This is a genomic window from Microbacterium sp. NPDC090014, assembly GCF_044748285.1.
GTDB lineage: Bacteria > Actinomycetota > Actinomycetes > Actinomycetales > Microbacteriaceae > Microbacterium.
The window spans coordinates 89,652-108,307 of record NZ_JBIVFS010000002.1; the positions used below are offsets into that span (position 1 = coordinate 89,652).

Annotated in this window: 14 protein-coding genes; 8 read left to right on the top strand and 6 right to left on the bottom strand. The window is 71.0% G+C overall.

Annotated elements, in window-relative coordinates:
• Positions 1 to 35 precede the first annotated feature (35 nt).
• Both galK and galT read right to left on the bottom strand, forming a co-directional pair.
• Positions 36 to 1,232 carry a galactokinase gene (gene galK / locus ACIPV5_RS13825; protein ID WP_400341397.1) on the bottom strand — a complete coding sequence of 399 codons (1,197 nt, stop codon included), beginning with the start codon at positions 1,230 to 1,232 and terminating at the stop codon, positions 36 to 38.
• Entirely contained in the window at positions 1,229 to 2,461 is a 1,233-nt protein-coding gene (gene galT / locus ACIPV5_RS13830) for a galactose-1-phosphate uridylyltransferase (RefSeq protein ID WP_400341399.1), read from the bottom strand. Before galT ends, galK begins: the two co-directional genes overlap by 4 nt.
• A gap of 158 nt (positions 2,462 to 2,619) precedes the next feature.
• Between galT and ACIPV5_RS13835 the strand changes: the two genes are divergently transcribed.
• The 7 genes from ACIPV5_RS13835 (at position 2,620) to ACIPV5_RS13865 (ending at position 10,322) form a co-directional block, all read left to right on the top strand.
• The gene (locus ACIPV5_RS13835; protein WP_400342150.1) at positions 2,620 to 3,573 is read left to right on the top strand and encodes a LacI family DNA-binding transcriptional regulator; all 954 of its coding nucleotides are present in this window, start codon (positions 2,620 to 2,622) and stop codon (positions 3,571 to 3,573) included.
• A 237-nt stretch (positions 3,574 to 3,810) separates the two neighbouring features.
• Positions 3,811 to 4,974, top strand: coding sequence for a Gfo/Idh/MocA family protein (locus tag ACIPV5_RS13840; RefSeq protein ID WP_400341400.1), 1,164 nt, complete (start codon positions 3,811 to 3,813; stop codon positions 4,972 to 4,974).
• 2 nt (positions 4,975 to 4,976) lie between these two features.
• Positions 4,977 to 6,149 carry a dihydrodipicolinate synthase family protein gene (locus ACIPV5_RS13845; protein ID WP_400341402.1) on the top strand — a complete coding sequence of 391 codons (1,173 nt, stop codon included), beginning with the start codon at positions 4,977 to 4,979 and terminating at the stop codon, positions 6,147 to 6,149.
• Complete coding sequence (locus tag ACIPV5_RS13850; RefSeq protein WP_400341403.1) at positions 6,146 to 7,009, top strand: sugar phosphate isomerase/epimerase family protein; 864 nt, start codon at positions 6,146 to 6,148, stop codon at positions 7,007 to 7,009. Before ACIPV5_RS13845 ends, ACIPV5_RS13850 begins: the two co-directional genes overlap by 4 nt.
• 327 nt (positions 7,010 to 7,336) lie before the next feature.
• Positions 7,337 to 8,095, top strand: a complete 759-nt coding sequence (locus ACIPV5_RS13855; protein WP_400341405.1) for a sugar phosphate isomerase/epimerase family protein — start codon at positions 7,337 to 7,339, stop codon at positions 8,093 to 8,095.
• 71 nt (positions 8,096 to 8,166) lie between these two features.
• Positions 8,167 to 9,225 (top strand): LacI family DNA-binding transcriptional regulator, encoded by a 1,059-nt coding sequence (locus ACIPV5_RS13860; protein WP_400341407.1) that lies wholly within the window; start codon positions 8,167 to 8,169, stop codon positions 9,223 to 9,225.
• On the top strand, positions 9,222 to 10,322 hold the full coding sequence (locus tag ACIPV5_RS13865; RefSeq protein ID WP_400341408.1) for a glycerate kinase: 1,101 nt from the start codon (positions 9,222 to 9,224) through the stop codon (positions 10,320 to 10,322). The genes ACIPV5_RS13860 and ACIPV5_RS13865 overlap by 4 nt, the downstream gene beginning before the upstream one ends.
• 577 nt (positions 10,323 to 10,899) lie before the next feature.
• Here the strand turns inward: ACIPV5_RS13865 and pgm are convergent.
• Entirely contained in the window at positions 10,900 to 12,543 is a 1,644-nt protein-coding gene (pgm, locus tag ACIPV5_RS13870) for a phosphoglucomutase (alpha-D-glucose-1,6-bisphosphate-dependent) (RefSeq protein WP_400341410.1), read from the bottom strand.
• A 62-nt stretch (positions 12,544 to 12,605) separates the two neighbouring features.
• Between pgm and pheA the strand changes: the two genes are divergently transcribed.
• The gene (pheA, locus tag ACIPV5_RS13875) at positions 12,606 to 13,556 is read left to right on the top strand and encodes a prephenate dehydratase (protein ID WP_053097750.1); all 951 of its coding nucleotides are present in this window, start codon (positions 12,606 to 12,608) and stop codon (positions 13,554 to 13,556) included.
• 15 nt (positions 13,557 to 13,571) lie between these two features.
• Here pheA and ACIPV5_RS13880 read toward each other — a convergent pair whose 3' ends face one another.
• The 3 genes from ACIPV5_RS13880 to ACIPV5_RS13890 are packed head-to-tail and all read right to left on the bottom strand — an operon-like array spanning position 13,572 to position 18,573.
• On the bottom strand, positions 13,572 to 15,638 hold the full coding sequence (locus tag ACIPV5_RS13880; protein WP_400341411.1) for a molybdopterin oxidoreductase family protein: 2,067 nt from the start codon (positions 15,636 to 15,638) through the stop codon (positions 13,572 to 13,574).
• Positions 15,635 to 17,179 (bottom strand): FAD-dependent oxidoreductase, encoded by a 1,545-nt coding sequence (locus ACIPV5_RS13885; protein ID WP_400341413.1) that lies wholly within the window; start codon positions 17,177 to 17,179, stop codon positions 15,635 to 15,637. The genes ACIPV5_RS13880 and ACIPV5_RS13885 overlap by 4 nt, the downstream gene beginning before the upstream one ends.
• Before the next feature lie 2 nt (positions 17,180 to 17,181).
• Positions 17,182 to 18,573: an MFS transporter gene (locus tag ACIPV5_RS13890; RefSeq protein ID WP_372984559.1), complete on the bottom strand. Its 1,392-nt coding sequence runs from the start codon at positions 18,571 to 18,573 to the stop codon at positions 17,182 to 17,184.
• Positions 18,574 to 18,656 lie beyond the last annotated feature (83 nt).

Sequence of the window (18,656 nt, forward strand, 5' to 3'; positions counted from 1 at the left end):
GCCGCTCGTTCACGACGTGGTCGAGCGGGCAGCGGTCACGCGTCGCGATGCGCTCCGGCCGACGGCGTGACGGTGAAGATCACGGGGGAGGTGAAACCGGATGCGGCGAACGCCGCCGACACGGCATCCGTCACCTGCTGCACCGAGTCCTGCTCGATCAGCGCGATCGCCGCACCGCCGAAGCCTCCGCCGGTCATGCGAGCACCGAGTGCGCCGGCCGCGAGGGCCGTCTCGACCGCCGTGTCGAGCTCGGGGACCGAGATCTCGAAGTCGTCGCGCATCGAGGCGTGCGAGGCCACGAGCAGGTCGCCGATCGCACGGGCACCGTCTTCGCGCAGCACCACCACGGTGTCGAGCACGCGCTGGTTCTCGGTGACGACGTGCCGCACGCGGCGGAACGTCACGTCGTCCATGAGCTCCTCGGCGCGGGGCAGGTCGTCGACCGAGACGTCGCGCAGGCTCGGTACGCCCATGATGGCGGCACCGCGCTCGCAGGCCGCACGGCGCTCGCCGTATCCGCCCGTGGAGTGCGCGTGCTTGACCCGGGTGTCCATCACGAGGATCGCGAGGCCGGCCTCGGCGATGCCGACCTGCACGAGGTTCGCATCGAGCGAGCGGCAGTCGAGGAAGATCGCGGCATCCGGCTCGCCGAGCATCGACGCCATCTGGTCCATGATGCCGGTCGGGGCGCCGACCGCCTCGTTCTCGGCCTTCCGACCGACGCGGGCGAGGGCGACGCGGTCGAGCCCGGCGGCCCAGAGGTCGTTGAGCGCGGATGCCGTGGCACCCTCGATCGCCGCCGACGACGAGAGCCCCGCGCCCACGGGCACGTCGGACGCGATGGCGATGTCGAGCCCTGAACCGGTGGCCGCGGAGGGAGCGACACCGTCGGCCTGGCGCAGCGCCCACGCGACGCCGAGGGGGTAGGCGGCCCACTCGGGCACGCGCGGCGCGGTGCCGGTCGGGGTCGGGAACAGCTCGTCGAGGTCGTCGAGGGAGACCTCGACCGGCTCGTCGGCGAAGGTCGAGGCGACGCGGATGCGGCGGTCGTCACGGATTCCCACGGCGGCGACTGTGCGATGCGGGATGGCGAAGGGCAGCACGAATCCGTCGTTGTAGTCGGTGTGCTCGCCGATCAGGTTCACGCGCCCCGGCGCCGACCAGACGCCTTCGGGGGTGCGACCGATGAGGTCGGTGAAGAGTGCGCGCGCGGCGTCCTGGGTGGTGGTCATGCGGATGCCTCGTCTGCGTTCTGGTCTGCGTTCCGGTCTGCGGATGCGGTGTGTGCGGCGTCGGCCCTCGCGATGGCATCGCGGATGCGGGCCGCACCCTGCTCGGGGGTGACCTCGGCGGCCCAGGCCCACATCGCGGCCTCGGATCCCGCGAGGAACTTGAGCTTGTCGGCCGCCCGGCGGGGGCTGGTCAGCTGCAGGTGCAGGCGCACGCTGTCTCGGCCGACGTTCACCGGGGCCTGGTGCCAGGCGGCGATGTAGGGCGTCGGGGTGTCGTAGAGCGCGTCGACACCGCGGAGCAGTCGCAGATAGAGGGGCGCGAGCTCGTCGCGTTCGGCATCCGTCGTCTCGGCGAAGTCCGGAACGTGGCGGTGCGGCATGAGGTGCACCTCCAGCGGCCAGCGGGCGGCGAAGGGCACGAATGCCGTCCAGTGCTCGCCGCGGAAGACGACCCTCTCGGATGCCTGCTCGGACTCGAGGATGTGCTGGAACAGGTCGGGCGCGGTGCGGTCGATCGAGTCGAGCAGGCGCGTGGTGCGCGGCGTCACGTAGGGGTAGGCGTAGATCTGGCCGTGGGGGTGGGGGAGCGTGACGCCGATGGCCTCGCCGCGGTTCTCGAACGGGAAGATCTGCTGGATGCCCGGCAGCTTCGACAGGGCGGCGGTGCGGTCGGCCCAGGCCTCGATCACTGTGCGGGCGCGCGTCACCGACTGGGTGCCGAACGAGCCGGTGTGCTCGGGGCTGAAGCACACGACCTCGCAGCGTCCGACCGAGGTGCGGGTGCGGCCGAGTCCGAGGGCGGCGAGATCGTCGAGCCCGCGGGGAGGGTTGCTCGCCTCAGGAGCGGTGCCGGTCGCCTCGGCGAGGGCGGGGCCGAAGGCGGGCGAGCGGTTCTCGAACACGGCGACGTCGTAGAGCGACGGCACCTCCGAGGGGTTGGTCGGCGACTGCGGAGCGAGCGGATCGGCGTCGGCGCTCGGCATCATCACGCGGTTCTGCCGGTTGGCGGCGACCGTGATCCAGTCGCCGGTCAGCACATCGAGGCGCATCGTGGCGGTCTCGCCGCGGGCGTCGAGCGTGCGGCTGTCGACGGCGCGGTCGGCGCCGAGCGTCGTGTCGGGATCATCGAAGTAGATCAGTTCGCGGCCGTCGGCGAGCGTCGTCGCGCGCTTGACGATGCCGGCGGAGAGGGTCTCGGTTCGCAACTCGGGAGATTCGGGCGTGTTCACGTAAACATGGTACGCACAGCGCCGTGGTAACGTCAACATTCCAGAGTTGTGAGCGCGTAGAGAGGGTGCCCGTGGACGACGAGCTGCTGCGCGACGATGATCTGCGTCGCGGCGCCGCGCGCCCGCGCCGCCGCCAGGCCCCGTCCGGTCGTGTCTCGATGGCGATGGTCGCCTCCCGTGCCGGCGTCTCGGGTCAGACCGTGTCGCGCGTCGTCAACGACAGCCCTCGCGTCGACCCCGCTACCCGCCGGCGCGTCGAAGCCGCGATGGCCGAGCTCGGCTACCGCCCCCACCGCGCAGCCCGCGCTCTGCGCACCGGACGCTCGCAGACCATCGGACTCGTCGTCACCACTCTCGCGACGGTCGGCAACTCGCGGATGCTGCAGGCCACCGCCGAGGCCGCGGCTGAACGCGGCTACGCCCTCACCCTCGTCACCGCGGGCGACAGCGTGGCCGACGCCTTCGAGCGCCTCGCCGAGCAGGAGGTCGACGGCGCGATCGTGCTGAACGAGGCGTCGGCGCTGGTGCCCGCAGCCGATCGGCCCCCGGGACTGCGCCTCGTGGTCGTCGATGCCCCCGGGTCTGCGGATCTCGCCGTCGTGCACAGCGACCATGTCGGAGGCGCCGCTGCGGCGACCGCTCACCTGCTGGGCCTCGGCCACGAGACGGTGCACCACCTCGCCGGGCCTGCCGACTCGTTCGCGGCCGCCGAGCGCGAGCGCGGATGGCGGAAGGCGCTCGCGGATGCCGGGGTCGTGGCGACCGAGGTCGTCCGCGGCGACTGGACCGCCGAGGCGGGGTTCGCCGCGGGCGAGGCGCTGCGAGCAGCATCCGCCGTCTTCTGCGCCAACGACCAGATGGCGCTCGGGCTCCTCCGTGCGCTCGCCGAGTCGGGGCGGCGGGTTCCCGAGGACGTCAGCGTCATCGGCTTCGACGACGTGCCGGATGCCGCCAACTACCGCCCGCCGCTGACGACGATCCGTCAGGACTTCGCCGCCTTGGCGCACCGCGCTGTCGACCTGCTCGTCGCCGACATCGAGGGCGCCGCGGACGGTGCGGCATCCGCTGTCGTCGTGCCGACGCTTCTGGTCGAACGCTCCAGCACCCGCTGACCCGCGCCGCCCCCCCACCCCCCCTACGGTGCGTGGCCAGAAACGCACCTGAATCGCGCCTTTCGGATGCGTTTGTGACCACGCACGCGGCAGGGGCGGCCATGCCACCGCCCCGCGAACCCGGATAGCGGTTTCCACCCGCCGCTTGCGCGCCCGACGGAGTCGTGGCATGCTGACGGAAAGCGCTTACCCACATCGGGCGACCGGCGCACGGGCTTCCCACAGAACGGACCAGCAATGTCACAGGCGACACCCCGCGAGATCGGGATCATCATGAACGGCGTCTCCGGGCGCATGGGCTACCGGCAGCACCTCGTGCGGTCGATCCTCGCGATCCGCGACCAGGGCGGCATCGAGCTGCCCGACGGATCCCGCATCACGGTCAAGCCGCTGCTTGTCGGCCGCAACGAGGCCAAGCTCGCCGAGCTCGCCGCGAAGCACGGCATCGACGACTACACGACCGACCTCGACGCAGCGCTCGCCGACCCGAAGTGGGAGATCTACGCCGATTTCCTCGTGACCAAGGCCCGCGCCTCGGCCCTTCGCAAGGCGATCGCGGCCGGCAAGGCGATCTACACCGAGAAGCCGACCGCCGAGTCGCTCGACGAGGCCCTCGAGCTCGCGCGTCTCGCGGACGAGGCCGGCGTCAAGACCGGCGTCGTACACGACAAGCTCTACCTGCCGGGCCTGCAGAAGCTCAAGCGCCTCATCGACTCCGGTTTCTTCGGCCGCATCCTCTCGGTGCGCGGCGAGTTCGGCTACTGGGTCTTCGAGGGTGACTGGCAGCCCGCGCAGCGCCCCAGCTGGAACTACCGCACCGAAGACGGCGGCGGCATCATCGTCGACATGTTCCCGCACTGGAACTACGTGCTCGAGAACCTGTTCGGCGAGGTCAAGAGCGTCTACGCGCAGGCGGCCGTGCACATCGCGGACCGCTGGGACGAGAACGGCGAGCACTACACCGCCACCGCAGAAGACGCGGCATACGGCATCTTCGAGATCGAGGGCGGCATCGTCGCCGAGATCAACTCCAGCTGGACGGTGCGCGTCAACCGCGACGAGCTCGTCGAGTTCCAGGTCGACGGCACCCACGGATCCGCGGTCGTCGGACTATTCGGCGCGAAGATCCAGCCCCGCAACGCGACTCCGAAGCCGGTCTGGAACCCCGACCTCGAAGACAGCCACGACTACGACGCCGACTGGCAGAACGTCCCGACCAACGATGTCTTCCTCAACGGCTTCCGTCAGCAGTGGGAGGAATACCTGGTCTCGTTCGTCGAGGGCACGAAGTACCCCTTCGACCTGCTCTCGGGCGCCCGCGGCGTGCAGTTCGCCGAGGCGGGGCTGACCTCCAGCGCCGAAGGCCGCAAGATCGCACTCACCCCGCTGACGCTGGGTTGAGCATGACCACTCTCCGACTTCTCGACGCCGCGGGCGCGGTGACGGATGCCGAGCTGCGCGAAGGCGGCGGGTACACGCGTCCGGCCTCTCCGCTGCAGAGCCGCGTCGCGTACGCCGCAGCCCACGTCGTGCCGAAGGTGCACGCCGACAACACCCCGGGGCAGCCCGCCGACATCGACTGGGACTCGACTCTGGCGTTCCGCCGCAACGTGTACTCGTGGGGTCTGGGCGTCGCCGACGCCATGGACACCGCTCAGCGGAACATGGGGCTGGATGCCGCGGCGACGCGCGAGCTCATCACGCGCAGCGCCGAGGTCGCGCGCGAGGAGGGCGGCTCGGTCGTGGTCGGCGTCAACACCGATCACGTCGCCGAGTCGCACATCTCGCTCGACCAGGTGATCGACGCCTACAAGGAGCAGCTGCACTTCACCGAGGAGCAGGGGGCGGGCCCGGTGCTCATGGCCTCTCGCCACCTCGCCCGTGTCGCTGAGAACGCCGACGACTACCGTCGCGTCTATCGCGAGGTGCTCTCGTCGGCCACGGTTCCGGTCGTGCTGCACTGGCTCGGCACGGCTTTCGACCCCGAGCTCGCCGGGTACTTCGGCGCGGACGACTGGCAGACGGCATCCGCTGTGCTGCTCGACGTGATCGCCGAGAACCCCGACAAGGTCGCCGGCGTGAAGATGAGCCTCCTGAACGCCGAGTCGGAGATCTCGGTGCGCGAGCGACTGCCGCAGGGTGTGCGCATGTTCACCGGCGACGACTTCAACTACGTCGGCCTCATCGGCGGAGACACCGTGGGGCAGGGTGACGGGCACTCCGACGCGCTGCTCGGCGCGTTCGCGGCCATCACCCCGGTCGCCTCCGCGGCGATCCAGGCGCTCGATGCCGGGGACCCCGAGCTCTACCTCGAGATACTCGGCCCGACCGAAGAGCTCAGCCGCCAGGTGTTCGCCGCGCCGACCTTCTATTACAAGACCGGTGTCGCCTTCCTCGCCTGGCTCAACGGGCACCAGCCCGCGTTCCAGATGGTCGGCGGACTGCACTCGGCGCGCAGCCTTCCGCACCTCAGCCGCATCGTCGAGCTGGCGAACGCGTCGCTCGCCCTCGAGAATCCCGAACTCGCTCGCGAGCGCTGGCACGGGATGCTGCGCCTGAACGGAGTTGACCTGTGACCGTCGACCCGCGCCTGTCGATCAACCAGGCCACGATCAAGCACGCAGACCTCGCGACGGCACTGCGGGTGACGGCGGATGGCGGCATCCAGGCGATCGGCCTGTGGCGCGAGCCCGTGAACGAGGTCGGGCTCGACGTCGCCGCGCAGATGCTCGCCGATTCGGGGCTGCGCTTCACGACCCACTGCCGCGGTGGTTTCTTCACCCTTCCGGAGGGGCCGGATCGCATTGCTGCGCTCGACGACAACCGCCGAGCGATCGAGGAGACCGCGACCCTCGCCGCCGCGGGCGCCGACGGATCGACGGCCGTTCTCGTGCTCGTGGCCGGCGGCATCCCGGTGGGATCGCGCGATCTGATCGGCGCGCGCGAGCGTGTGCGCGATGCGATCGGCGTGCTCGCGTCCGACGCGAAGGCGGCGGGCGTGACGCTCGCGATCGAGCCCCTGCATCCGATGTACGCCTCCGACCGCGCCGTCGTCTCGACGCTCGGGCAGGCGCTCGACATCGCGGCCGATTTCGATGCCGACGTCGTGGGCGCGGCGGTGGACACGTTCCACATCTGGTGGGATCCGCAGGTGCTCGAGCAGATCACGCGCGCCGGCCGCGAAGGGCGCATAGCGACGTACCAGGTGTGCGACTGGAAGACCCCGCTCGCCGCCGATGTGCTGCTGTCGCGGCACTACACGGGTGACGGCGTGATCGACTTCGGCTCGCTCACGCGGGCCGTGATCGACACCGGATACGACCGTGACATCGAGGTCGAGATCTTCAACGCCGACATCTGGGCGGACGCTCCCGAGCACGTCGTCCGCCGTACGGCCGAGACCTTCGGCACCGCGATCTCGCCGCATCTGCGCTGACGGCCGCCGAGATTCGGTCGGGGTCGGGGTCCGGTCGGGCACCGGGCGCGAACGTCCGCGAGTGCGCCACGCTTCTACCGTTGGCAGGACCCGAGCACGGATGCAGGGCCATGACACCGTTTCTGTCCTGCATCCGTGCCTGGGTCCTGCAGATGGGACGGGGCACGGCGGTCTTCTCGGACCGGACGGGACCGGACCGGAAAAGACCGGACGTACAGAACGCCGCCGAAGACCGGATCCCCACCCGGGAACCGCCCAGCTGTACGCGGCGGTCGCGCACGGCGCAAGCCCCGAGACACCCCGCCGAACGATTGAGAGGATGAAGTCATGACGAAGATCCGCCCAGGACTCTGCTCGGTGACCTTCCGGTCGCTGAGCGCCGAACAGGTGGTCGACCTCGCTGCCGACGCCCGACTCGAGGTCATCGAGTGGGGAGCCGATTCGCACGTGCTGCCCGGCGACGTCGAGCAGGCCGCGAGGGTGGCGACGCTCACGACGGATGCCGGGCTCGTCGCGTGCTCCTACGGCTCGTACTTCCGTGCCGGTGCCGACGAGCCGATCACCCCCGTGCTCGACACCGCCGAGGCGCTCGGTGTCGATCGCGTGCGCGTCTGGGCAGGGCCGATCGGGTCCGACGAGGCGTCGCCGCAGGACTGGGCGTCGACGATCGCCCGACTGCAGGATGCTGTCGATGAGGCCGCCGCCCGGGGAATCTCGCTCGCGCTCGAGTTCCACTCCGGGACGCTCGCCGACACCGCCCCGACGACGCTGCGGGTGCTCGATGAGGTGGCTCGGCCGACGCTCAGCTCGTACTGGCAGCCGACGGTCGGTGCCACGGTCGATGCGGTGCTCGACGAGTACCGCGCGATCGCCGACCGGGTCAGCGCCGCGCACGTGTTCTCATGGTGGCCGGATCACGAGAGGCTTCCGCTGCGGGCGAGGGATGCCCTGTGGACCCGCTTCTTCGCGGAGGCGCTGTCCGCGACGACTCCGCCCCGCGATGCGCTGCTCGAGTTCGTACCCGGCGATGATCCGACGCTGCTGCGTGGCGAGGCGGCGACGCTGCGCGCCTACCTCTCCCTCTGAGCGATGCGCCCCCGCAGCCCGGTCGCCGGACCCTCCCCGGCATCGCCCTCACCGCGCAGTATGCTCAGGGCATGAGTGAGCAGGAAAGCCCTTCCCGCGTGCGTCAGCCGCGGCATTCGCGGGGCGCGGCCCCGACCCTGCACGACGTCGCCCGTGAGGCCGGGGTCTCGCTCGCCACGGCATCCCGTGTTCTCAACGGATCCGAGCGCAAGGTGGCCGAGTCCTTCCGTGAGCGCGTCGAGCAGGCGGCCGCCGAACTGGGCTACACGGCGAACGCATCGGCGCAGGCGACCGCCCGAGGAAGCTCGCCCGTCATCGCACTCCTGGTCGCCGACATCGCCGACCCCTACTTCGGACTCATCGCGGCCGGTGTCGCTCGCGGAGCCGACGAACAGGGCCTTGTCGTGACGATCGCGATCACCGAGCGAGATCCGGCACGCGAGGCGCGCATCGTGCGGGCCCTCCGTGGGCAGCGACCCCAGGGCCTGATCCTCGCCGCATCGCGCACGAACGAGCCGACGGACTCCGACACCTCACGCGAGCTCGCGGAGTACGCCCGCTTCGGTGGACGCGTGGTCACGTTCGGCGCCGGCAGCGCAGACAACCGCCACGTCGAGATCGACAACCGCGCCGGCGCCGAAGCGCTCGGTCGCCGCATGGCGTCTCTCGGATACCGCTCCGCCATCGCGATCGGTGCGGCCGAGGGAGTGCTGACGTCGGACGAGCGTCTCGCCGGATTCCGCGCCGGCTTCGAGACCGACGGCGGGGCGATCGAGCGGGTGATCCGCGGCGACTTCCGCCGCGAATCGGGTGCGCAGGCGATGACGGCGGCCCTCGCCGACGGCGTCGAACCCGGCACCCTCGTGTTCGGCATGAGCGACGTGGTCGCGATCGGAGCGATGGCGGCGATCCGCGAGGCCGGTCGTGAGGTCGGCGCCGACATCGCGGTCTGCGGCTTCGATGACGTGCCCTCGAGCAGCGATGTCACCCCGGCCCTCACCACCGTGCGCGTGCCGCTCAGCGAGGTCGGATATCAGGCCTTCCGTGCGACGGTCGACGCCGACTGGCAGCAGGCTCCGCTTCCGCTCGAGGTCATCGTGCGGGCGAGCACCCCCGGACTCACCCGATGACCCGCGTGGTGCTGGCGCCGGACAGCTTCAAGGGCACGATCACCGCGGCGGATGCGGCGGCATCCCTCGCCGAAGGCTGGTCATCGGTCGAGCCGACCGCGACGTTCGTGCACCGCCCCATGGCTGACGGCGGCGAGGGCACCGTCGCCGCGTTCGAGGCGGCCGTGCCGGGAGCGCGACGCATGCCGGTCGTCGTCGACGGACCCGCGGGGCTGCCGCTGGAGACGAGCTGGCTGCTGCTTCCCGTCTCGGGGGATTCTCCCGGGGGGACCGCCGTCGTCGACCTCGCCTCGACCTCGGGTATCGAACTGCTCGACGAACTGCGTCCGTGGGATGCCGACACCACCGGATTCGGTCAGGCGATCGCCGCAGCCCTCGACCACGGCGTCACGCGACTGGTCGTCGGCATCGGGTCGAGCGCGTCGACCGACGGCGGCACCGGGATGCTGACCGCCCTCGGTGCGCGATTCCTCGATGCCGCCGGTGAGCCGGTCGCGCGAGGAGCCCGCGGTCTCGCCGACATCGCCTCCGTCGACCTGAGCGGTCTGCGCACGGCGCCGCGGGTGCGCGTGCTCACCGACGTCACGAATCCCCTCGTCGGCCCGCGGGGCGCCGCCGCCGTGTTCGGGCCGCAGAAGGGTCTCGCCGGCCCGGAGCTCGCCGCGGTGGATGCCGGACTCGCGGGCCTCGCCGAACTGCTCGGCCTCGACTCCGCACTTCCGGGCACCGGAGCCGCCGGTGGCACGGGCGGTGCGCTGGTCGTCTGGGGTGCGACGCTCGCCCCGGGCGCCGCCGAGGTGGCGGACCTGATCGGCCTCGCCGACGCGATCGCCGACGCCGACCATGTCATCACAGGGGAGGGGTCGTACGACGGTCAGTCCGGAGACGGCAAGGTGCCCTCGTTCATCGCCGGCCTCGCGTCGACGACCGGTGCGACCGCCCTGCTCGCCGCCGGACGCATCACGGCCGACTCCGACACCGCGCTGTTCACTGCATCCGCGTCGCTCACCGAGATCGCCGGATCGTCGGATGCCGCGCTCGCCGACCCCGCCCGCTGGTTGCGCGAGGCCGGAGCCCTGCTCGCCCGCTCGGTCTGACGCATCGCGTCCGCGCGCGTCGGCCCACGGTGGGGTCGCTGTTGCGCAGCATCCGTCCGCATCCTTCCGCCCGGGTTGCCCCCGCCCCCCGCAGCATCCGCCCGCCAGCCAGTCGGGACCACTTTCGCAGCCGGCTCGCCAGCCGGGGCCACTTTCGCACCGGGGATGGCCGTTTCGGGTGCGTAATTGACCCCGCACACGCAGGGGGCGAGCACGAGGGCCGGAAGGCAACTCCGTCCGCTAGCCGGGGCCACTTTCGCACCGGGATCGGCCGTTTCGGATGCGTAATTGACCCCGCACACGCAGGGGCGGCGAGATAGGGCGCGAGGGCATCTCCGTCCGCCAGTCGGGGTCAATTTCGCATCGCGGATGCCAGTCGGGGTCACGTTCGCACCGGGATCTGCCGTTTCGGTTGCGTTATTGGCCCCGCACGCACGAGGAGGGGATGCCGTGGGGCAGTCCGCCCCCGGATTCTCCACGCGGGCGTTCCGCCACGAAAGCGTTCCGGTCCCGGATGCACTTCTGCCCCCACACGGGCGACGTGCGGGGGCAGAAGAACAGCCCGAAGGGCGCGGGATCAGCCCCCGAGGGCGGCGGACACGACGGCGCGAGCCTCCGCCTGCACCTTGGCGAGGTGCTCCGGGCCGCGCAGGCTCTCGGCGTACAGCTTGTAGACGTCTTCCGTGCCCGAGGGGCGGGCGGCGAACCAGGCGTGCTCGGTCTGCACCTTGAGGCCGCCGATCGCCGCACCGTTGCCGGGGGCGTGCGACAGCTTGGCGGTGATCTCCTCACCCGCGAGGGTCGTCGCCGAGACGGCATCCGGAGCGAGCTTGCCCAGCGTCGCCTTCTGCGCGGGCGTCGCCGGGGCGTCGACGCGCTGGTAGGCCGACGAGCCGAAGGCCTGCTCCAGCTCGGCATACCGCTCCGACGGCGTCTTGCCGGTGACCGCGATGATCTCGGCCGCGAGCAGGCACAGCAGGATGCCGTCCTTGTCGGTCGACCAGACGGTGCCGTCCTTGCGGAGGAACGATGCTCCGGCCGACTCCTCGCCGCCGAACGCGACCGAGCCGTCGAGCAGACCGGGCACGAACCACTTGAAGCCCACCGGCACCTCGAGGAGGCGGCGTCCGAGCGATTCGGCCACCCGGTCGATGATCATCGACGACACGAGGGTCTTGCCGATCGCGGCGTCGCGCGGCCACTCGGAGCGGTGCGAGAACAGGTAGTCGATCGCGACCGCGAGGTAGTGGTTCGGGTTCATGAGCCCGGCGTCGGGGGTGACGATGCCGTGGCGGTCGGCATCCGCGTCGTTGCCCGTCAGCACGTCGTAGTCGCCCTTCTTGGCGACGAGCGAGGCCATGGCCGACGGGGAGGACGGATCCATGCGGATCTTCTCGTCCCAGTCGAGTGTCATGAAGCGCCAGGTCGGGTCGACCTCGGGGTTCACGACGGTCAGGTCGAGGTCGTAGACCTCCTTGATGAGCGCCCAGTACTCGACGGATGCGCCACCGAGCGGATCGGCGCCGATGCGCACTCCGGCGGTGCGGATGGCGTCGATGTCGATGATCGTTGCCAGGTCGCGCACGTAGGCGTCACGGAAGTCGTACCCCGGAAGCGCGTCCCAGTCGATGTCGGCGAACCGCTCGCGCTTGACGTCGACGAGACCGCCGGCGATCAGCTCGTTGGCGCGGTCGGCGATCCAGCCGGTCGCGTCGGTGTCGGCCGGTCCGCCGTGCGGCGGGTTGTACTTGAAGCCGCCGTCGCGGGGCGGGTTGTGCGACGGGGTGACGACGATGCCGTCGGCGCGGCCGGCGGCATCCGGCGCGAGGTCGCGGTTGAAGGTGAGGATCGCGTGGCTGAGCGCGGGCGTCGGCACCCAGGCGTCGCGCGAGTCGACGCGGACGTCGACGCCGTTGGCCACGAGCACCTCGATGGCGCTGCGCTCGGCGGGCAGCGAGAGCGCGTGGGTGTCGCGGCCGAGGAACAGGGGACCGGTGATCCCCTGGCTCGCGCGGTAGTCGACGATCGCCTGGGTGGTCGCCAGGATGTGGTTCTCGTTGAAGCTCTTGGTCAGCGACGACCCGCGGTGACCGCTGGTGCCGAACGCGACCCGCTCGGCGGCGACCCCGGGGTCGGGCACGCGGTCGTAGTAAGCGGCGATCAGCTCGTCGACATCGATCAGATCAGATTCCTCGGCAGGGAGGCCGGCGCGGCTCGTCATGCAGACAGTCTGCCCCCATCTCGGCATCCGCGCATCTTCTGGGCGTGTGCCGGTGCCCTAAGGTGAAACGCGTGACTGAACGCCGCACCTACAGCTATCTCGGCCCCGCCGGAACATTCACCGAAGCGGCGCTCGAACAGGTCGCTGAAGCACGGGGTCAGGACTGGCGTGCCGTGCACAACGTCGGAGAAGCCCTCGCGGATGTGCTCGAGGGGCGCAGCGACGCCGCGATGATCGCGATCGAGAACTCGATCGAGGGCGGCGTCTCGACCACGCAGGATGCGCTGGCCACTCTGCCGGGCCTCCGGATCATCGGCGAGTACCTCGTGCCGGTGAACTTCGTGCTCGTGGCGCCTCGGGGCACGACCCTGGCGGACATCAGCGTGATCGCCGCTCACCCTGTCGCCTACGCTCAGTGCCACGGCTGGCTCGGGGAGCACCTGCCCCGGCACTCGCATGTGCCCGCGGCGAGCAACGTCGCGTCGGCGATCGGCATGCTCGACGGCGGTCTTCCGGCCCAGGCGGCCATCGCCGCCCCGGGCGTCGTGAAGCACCTCGACGTCGACGTGCTGGCCGAGGACATCGGCGACAACGCCCAGGCCGTCACCCGCTTCGTGCTCGTGACCCGCACCACCACGGCGCCGGCGCCGACCGGGGCCGACAAGACCTCGCTGATCGTCGAGCTGCCGAACGATCATCCCGGATCCCTGCTCGAGATGCTCGAGCAGTTCTCGACCCGCGGCATCAACCTCTCGCTGATCCAGTCGCGTCCGATCGGCGACGAGCTCGGCCGCTACCGGTTCGTGATCGACGCCGACGGCCACATCGAGCACGAGCGCATGGCCGACGCCCTGCTCGGCATCCGCCGTTTCAGCCCGCGCGTGGTGTTCCTCGGGTCATACCCGCGAGCCGACCGGCAGATCGTGCAGTATCCCGAGCGCTACTCCGACGACATCTTCGTCGAGGCGCGCGACTGGCTGCGCGGCATCCTCAGCGGCGAGCCGGACGACTGAGCGCCGCCTCCACGATCAGACCGCGCGGAGCTCGACCAGAGCCCGCTTGAACTCGGGCATCGCCGAGTGCGGATCGACCCGGTCGTCGGTGAGCAGATTGGCGCTCTCGGCATCCGCATAGTGGAACGGCAGGAACACCGTGTCGGGCCTGATGTCGTGCGTCAGCTCGGCCCGCGCCCGCAGGGTGCCGCGGGAGTTCGAAAGACGGATGCCGTCGCCCTCGCCGATCCCATGACGACGCGCGGTCGCAGGGTGCAGCTGCGCGACGAGATCGGGCCGCTTCTCGGTGAGCTCGGGGATGCGGCGGGTCTGCGCTCCGCTCTGGTACTGCTCGAGCAGGCGCCCGGTGATCAGGGTGAGCCGGTCGGCGCTCGCCGTCGGATGCTCCCGAGCCCGCACGGCGACGAGCTTCGCGCGCCCGTCGGCGTGCGCGAAGCGGTCGGCGAACAGTCGAGGGGTGCCGAGGCTCCCGATCGGGAAGGGCCAGTGCGCCTCGATGCCGAGGTCGAGCAGTTCGTGGCTGAGGCCGGAGTAGTCGGCGCGGCCGCCGGCGGAGGCGCGGGCCAGCTCGCCGAACACCTCCGACGGCACGAGGCTCCAGGTGCCGGGGGCGTCGAGGCGACGGGCGAGCTCGGCCATGATCCACAGCTCGCTGCGGGCGCCGGCGGGGGCATCGACCGCTCGGCGGCGACGCAGCACGCGGCCCTCGAGGTTGGTCATCGTGCCCTCCTCCTCGGCCCACTGCAGCACGGGGAGCACGATGTCGGCGGCCCTCGCGGTCTCCGAGAGGAAGAAGTCCGAGACGACGAGCAGATCGAGCCGGCCCAGGGCCTCGCGCACGGTCGACACGTTCGGCGCCGACACGAACACGTTCGAGCCGTGCACGAGCAGCGCTCGCACGCCGCCCGGGAGTCCGGCGCTCTGCAGCAGCTCGACCGCGGGGATGCCGGGCCCGGGAAGGTCGTCGGGGTCGACGCCCCACACGGCCGCGACCGAGGCGCGGGCGGCCGGGTCGCTGATCGACTGGTACCCCGGAAGCTGGTCGGCTTTCTGTCCGTGCTCGCGTCCGCCCTGGCCGTTGCCCTGCCCGGTCAGCGTGCCGTAGCCGCACCCCGGTGTCCCCGGAAGACCCAGGAGCAGTGCGAGGTTGATGGCGGCCGTCGCGGTGTCGGTGCCGTCGACGTGCTGCTCGACGCCGCGGCCGGTGAGGATGTAGGTCGAGTCGGAGTCCGCCAGTCTGCGCGCCAGACCGCGGATGCTGCGCGCCGGCACCCCGGTGACGGTCTCGGCACGCTCGGGCCACCACGCCGACACCGACTGGCGGAGGGCGTCGAAGCCCGATGTGCGCTGGCGCACATAGCCGTCGTCGTAGAGCTCCTCGGCGATCACGACATGGATCACTGCGAGCAGCAGCGCGAGATCGGTGCCGGGCACGGGCTGCACGTGAATGCCGGCGCCGTCGGCGCTCAATCGTGCCGTCGAGCTGCGGCGAGGATCGACGACGATGAGACCGCCGCGGGCCCTGGCGCCCTGCAGATGCGAGACGAACGGTGGCATGGTGTCGCCGACGTTCGATCCCAGCAGCAGCACCGTCTCGGCGGTGTCGAGGTCGGTCAGCGGGAACGGCAGGCCGCGGTCGATTCCGAAGGAGCGATTGGCGGAGGCCGCAGCGGATGACATGCAGAAGCGGCCGTTGTAGTCGATGCGCGACGTGCGCAGTGCGATGCGGGCGAACTTGCCCAACTGGTACGCCTTCTCGTTCGTGAGCCCGCCGCCGCCGAAGACGCCGACCGCATCGGGGCCGTCCTCCTCGGCGATCAGACGCAGCCGCGCGGCGATCAGATCGAGAGTCACGTCCCAGTCCGCCGGGTGCAGTTCGCCGTCGGTCCCGCGCACCAGGGGAGTGGTGAGGCGACCTGCGTCGGCGAGCAGCTCGGCCGAGGTCCACCCCTTCTTGCACAGCCCGCCGCGGTTCGTCGGGAAGTCGCGTCCGGCGACGGCGACCGGCAGCGGTGCGCCCACGGTCGGGGTCAGCGTCATCGCGCACTGCAGCGCGCAGTAGGGGCAGTGGGTGTCGGTCATGCGACGGCCCCCGCGTGGGCGTGCAGCATCTCGGTGATGCGGGCGCGGCATCCTCCGCATCCGGTGCCGGCGCGGGTGCACTCGCCGACCGCAGCCACCGACGAGCAGCCGTCGTCGATCGCGTCCTCGATCTGGCCGACGGTGACGGCGTTGCAGATGCAGAGGGTCGCGTCACGACCGGCCGGTGCGATCGCATCGGCGTCAGGATCATCGAGACGCAGCAGCAGCGAGCGGTCGGCGGGCAGCTCGCCGCCGCGCAGATACAGCACGCTCAGTTCGGCGGCGGCCCGCGGCATCCCGACCGCCACGAATCCGGTGAGGATGCCGTCGCGCGTCGCCATCTTCACGTAAGTGCCGTGCTCGGGGTCGGCCCAGACGGCGATGCCGGGGGCATCCTCACCGGCCGGGACAGGGGCGAAGGGGTCGGCCGAGACGTCGCCCGCGGATGCGATGTCGACCAGCTCGCCCTTGAGCACGACGACGCCGGGGTGCTCGTCGGCGAACTCACCCGGGTGGTCGTCGGCACTGTCGAGCTCGGCGGCGATGGCCGCGGCGAGCCAGCTCGCCTGACGCCAGCCGGGGCCGACGAGGCCGTGCGGTCCGCCCGGCACCTGGCGGTCGTGCAGGAACTCGGCGGGGTCGGCGATGTGGGCGCAGTCCCCGATCGCATGGATGCGCGGATCCGACCACGAACGCAGTGCGCCGTCGACGAGCACGCCGTTGCCGACGCGGAGTCCCGCGGCCTCGGCGAGCTCGGTGCGCGCCCTGACGCCGCACGACAGCACGAGCAGATCGCCCTCGATGCGCTTGCCGTCGGAGCTCGCGAGTGCACGGAACCGGCGGATGCCGTCGTCGCCCTCGACCCCGATCACTCCCTCGGCACGGGTGTGCGGCACCAGCGTGACGCCGGCCGAGGCGAGAGCGGTCGAGAGGATGCTCGCCGACCCCCGGTCGAGTTGGCGGGGCATCGGCATCGGACCGAAGTGGGCCACGGAGGGCACGGCGCCGGCGTCCGCGAGCAGCATGGCGAGCTCGATCCCCAGCACGCCGGCTCCGAGCACCACGACCCGGCCGCCGCGTGCGACCACGGCGCGCACCTGCTCGGCATCCGACAGATCGCGGAGCACGCAGACCCCTGCGGTCAGGCTGCTGTCGAGGCCGGTGGTGTCCGGACCGAGGGTCTCGAGGCCTTCGAGCGACGGGACGATCGATCGCGCGCCGGTCGCGAGCACCAGGCGGTCGTACCCGACGGCGGATCCGTCGACCAGCTCGACGACCCGCGCATCCCGATCGATCCGCACCGCTCGCGCCCCCAGCCGCAGATCCACACCGAAGAGGCTCGCGGCAGTCGCGAGAGTGAGCTCGTCGGACGAGGCCTCGCCCACGGTGTACTCGGCGAGCAGCACCCGGTTGTACGGATCCGCCGTCTCGGCGCCCAGCACGGTGACCGTCGCCCGACCCCCTGCCACGAGCGGCAGGAGCTCTTCGGCGAAGCGGATGCCGACAGGCCCCGCGCCGATGACGACGATGCGCTCGGTCATGGTCAGATCCGGTGTCCGGCGAGCGAGGGCCGAGGCATCAGATAGACGAAGACCGTGATGAGGAGCAGCACGATGTAGGCGGCGACGAATCCGCCGAATGCCGGAGCGTACGATCCTGTGCCGCTCTTCGCCGCCGCCAGAACCTGCGGGATCACGAATCCGCCGTAGGCGCCGATGGCCGAGATCAGCCCCAGGGCGGCCGCACCCTTGCGCTGGGTGCTGACAGCGAGCGCGTCGCCTGCGGTCGCGGCACCGCGTGCGGCGAAGACGTTGGGGATCATCCGGTAGGTCGCGCCGTTGCCGACGCCCGCCGCGACGAACAGCAGCAGGAAGCATCCGAGGAAGAGCGCGAAGCTGTTCGCCTCGAGAGTGACGAGCAGCGACAGGGCGCCGACGATCATGAGCGAGAACGCGGCGATCGTCATCCGTGCTCCGCCGAAGCGGTCGGCGAGCTTTCCTCCATAGGGGCGGGCGAGCGAGCCGACGAGGGCCCCGAGGAAGGCCAGCGACAGCGAGGCGCTGCCGATCTGGAACGTCGAGAACTCGGGGAAGGTGTCGGCGATGAGCTTCGGGAAGACGCTCGAGAAGCCGATGAACGATCCGAACGTGCCGATGTACAGCAGCGACAGCACCCACAGGTGCGGTTCGCGCAGTGCGGCGGCGGCCCCGGCGAAGTCCGCCTTGGCCGACGACAGGTTGTCCATGTGGCGCCATGCTCCCCACACGGCCACGAGGATCAGCGGCACCCACATCCAACCGGCGAACGACAGGCTGAAGGTCGACGCGGCGGTGATCGACACGACGATCGGCACCGCGAGCTGGGCGACCGAGGTGCCGAGGTTGCCGCCGGCGGCGTTGAGCCCGAGCGCCCAGCCCTTCTCCTTCTGCGGGAAGAAGTAGGTGATGTTCGCCATGGAGCTGGCGAAGTTGCCGCCGCCGAAGCCGGCGAGAGCCGCGACGGCGAGCAGCACGCCGAACGGGGTCTCGGGATCCTGCACGACGATGCCGAGCAGGACGGCGGGGATCAGCAGCAGCAGCGCCGAGACGATGGTCCAGTTGCGTCCGCCGAAGCGGGCGACGAGGAACGTGTACGGGAACCGCAGCGTCGCGCCGACGAGGCTCGGCAGCGAGATCAGCCAGAACGACTCGGTGGTGCTCAGAGTGAACCCGGCGGCGGGGAGCAGCACGACGACGATGCTCCAGAGCTGCCAGATGATGAAACCGAGGAACTCGGCGAAGATCGACCAGCCGAGGTTGCGGCGGGCGATCGCCTTGCCCTCGGTGGCCCAGAAGGCCGAATCCTCGGGGTTCCAGCCGTCGATCCACCGGCCGGGGCGGCGTGTGAGGGTCACGGCGGCGGTGTCGACGCTGCTTCTTCCGGTGATCTGGGACATCGCGGCTCCTGCGTTCGAGAGGTGAATGCTCTGAACGTAGGCGGCGGATGTTGCAGGGCCGCACGAGTGCGATTACCGGACGA

Excerpts from the sequence above, each read along its gene's own strand:
- ACIPV5_RS13855 (WP_400341405.1), top strand. The coding sequence starts at position 7,337 with ATGACGAAGATCCGCCCAGGACTCTGCTCGGTGACCTTCCGGTCGCTG.
- ACIPV5_RS13885 (WP_400341413.1), bottom strand. The coding sequence starts at position 17,179 with ATGACCGAGCGCATCGTCGTCATCGGCGCGGGGCCTGTCGGCATCCGC.
- ACIPV5_RS13865 (WP_400341408.1), top strand. The coding sequence starts at position 9,222 with ATGACCCGCGTGGTGCTGGCGCCGGACAGCTTCAAGGGCACGATCACC.
- ACIPV5_RS13840 (WP_400341400.1), top strand. The coding sequence starts at position 3,811 with ATGTCACAGGCGACACCCCGCGAGATCGGGATCATCATGAACGGCGTC.
- ACIPV5_RS13835 (WP_400342150.1), top strand. The coding sequence starts at position 2,620 with ATGGCGATGGTCGCCTCCCGTGCCGGCGTCTCGGGTCAGACCGTGTCG.
- ACIPV5_RS13880 (WP_400341411.1), bottom strand. The coding sequence starts at position 15,638 with ATGACCGACACCCACTGCCCCTACTGCGCGCTGCAGTGCGCGATGACG.
- pgm (WP_400341410.1), bottom strand. The coding sequence starts at position 12,543 with ATGACGAGCCGCGCCGGCCTCCCTGCCGAGGAATCTGATCTGATCGAT.
- ACIPV5_RS13860 (WP_400341407.1), top strand. The coding sequence starts at position 8,167 with ATGAGTGAGCAGGAAAGCCCTTCCCGCGTGCGTCAGCCGCGGCATTCG.
- ACIPV5_RS13845 (WP_400341402.1), top strand. The coding sequence starts at position 4,977 with ATGACCACTCTCCGACTTCTCGACGCCGCGGGCGCGGTGACGGATGCC.
- ACIPV5_RS13890 (WP_372984559.1), bottom strand. The coding sequence starts at position 18,573 with ATGTCCCAGATCACCGGAAGAAGCAGCGTCGACACCGCCGCCGTGACC.
- galK (WP_400341397.1), bottom strand. The coding sequence starts at position 1,232 with ATGACCACCACCCAGGACGCCGCGCGCGCACTCTTCACCGACCTCATC.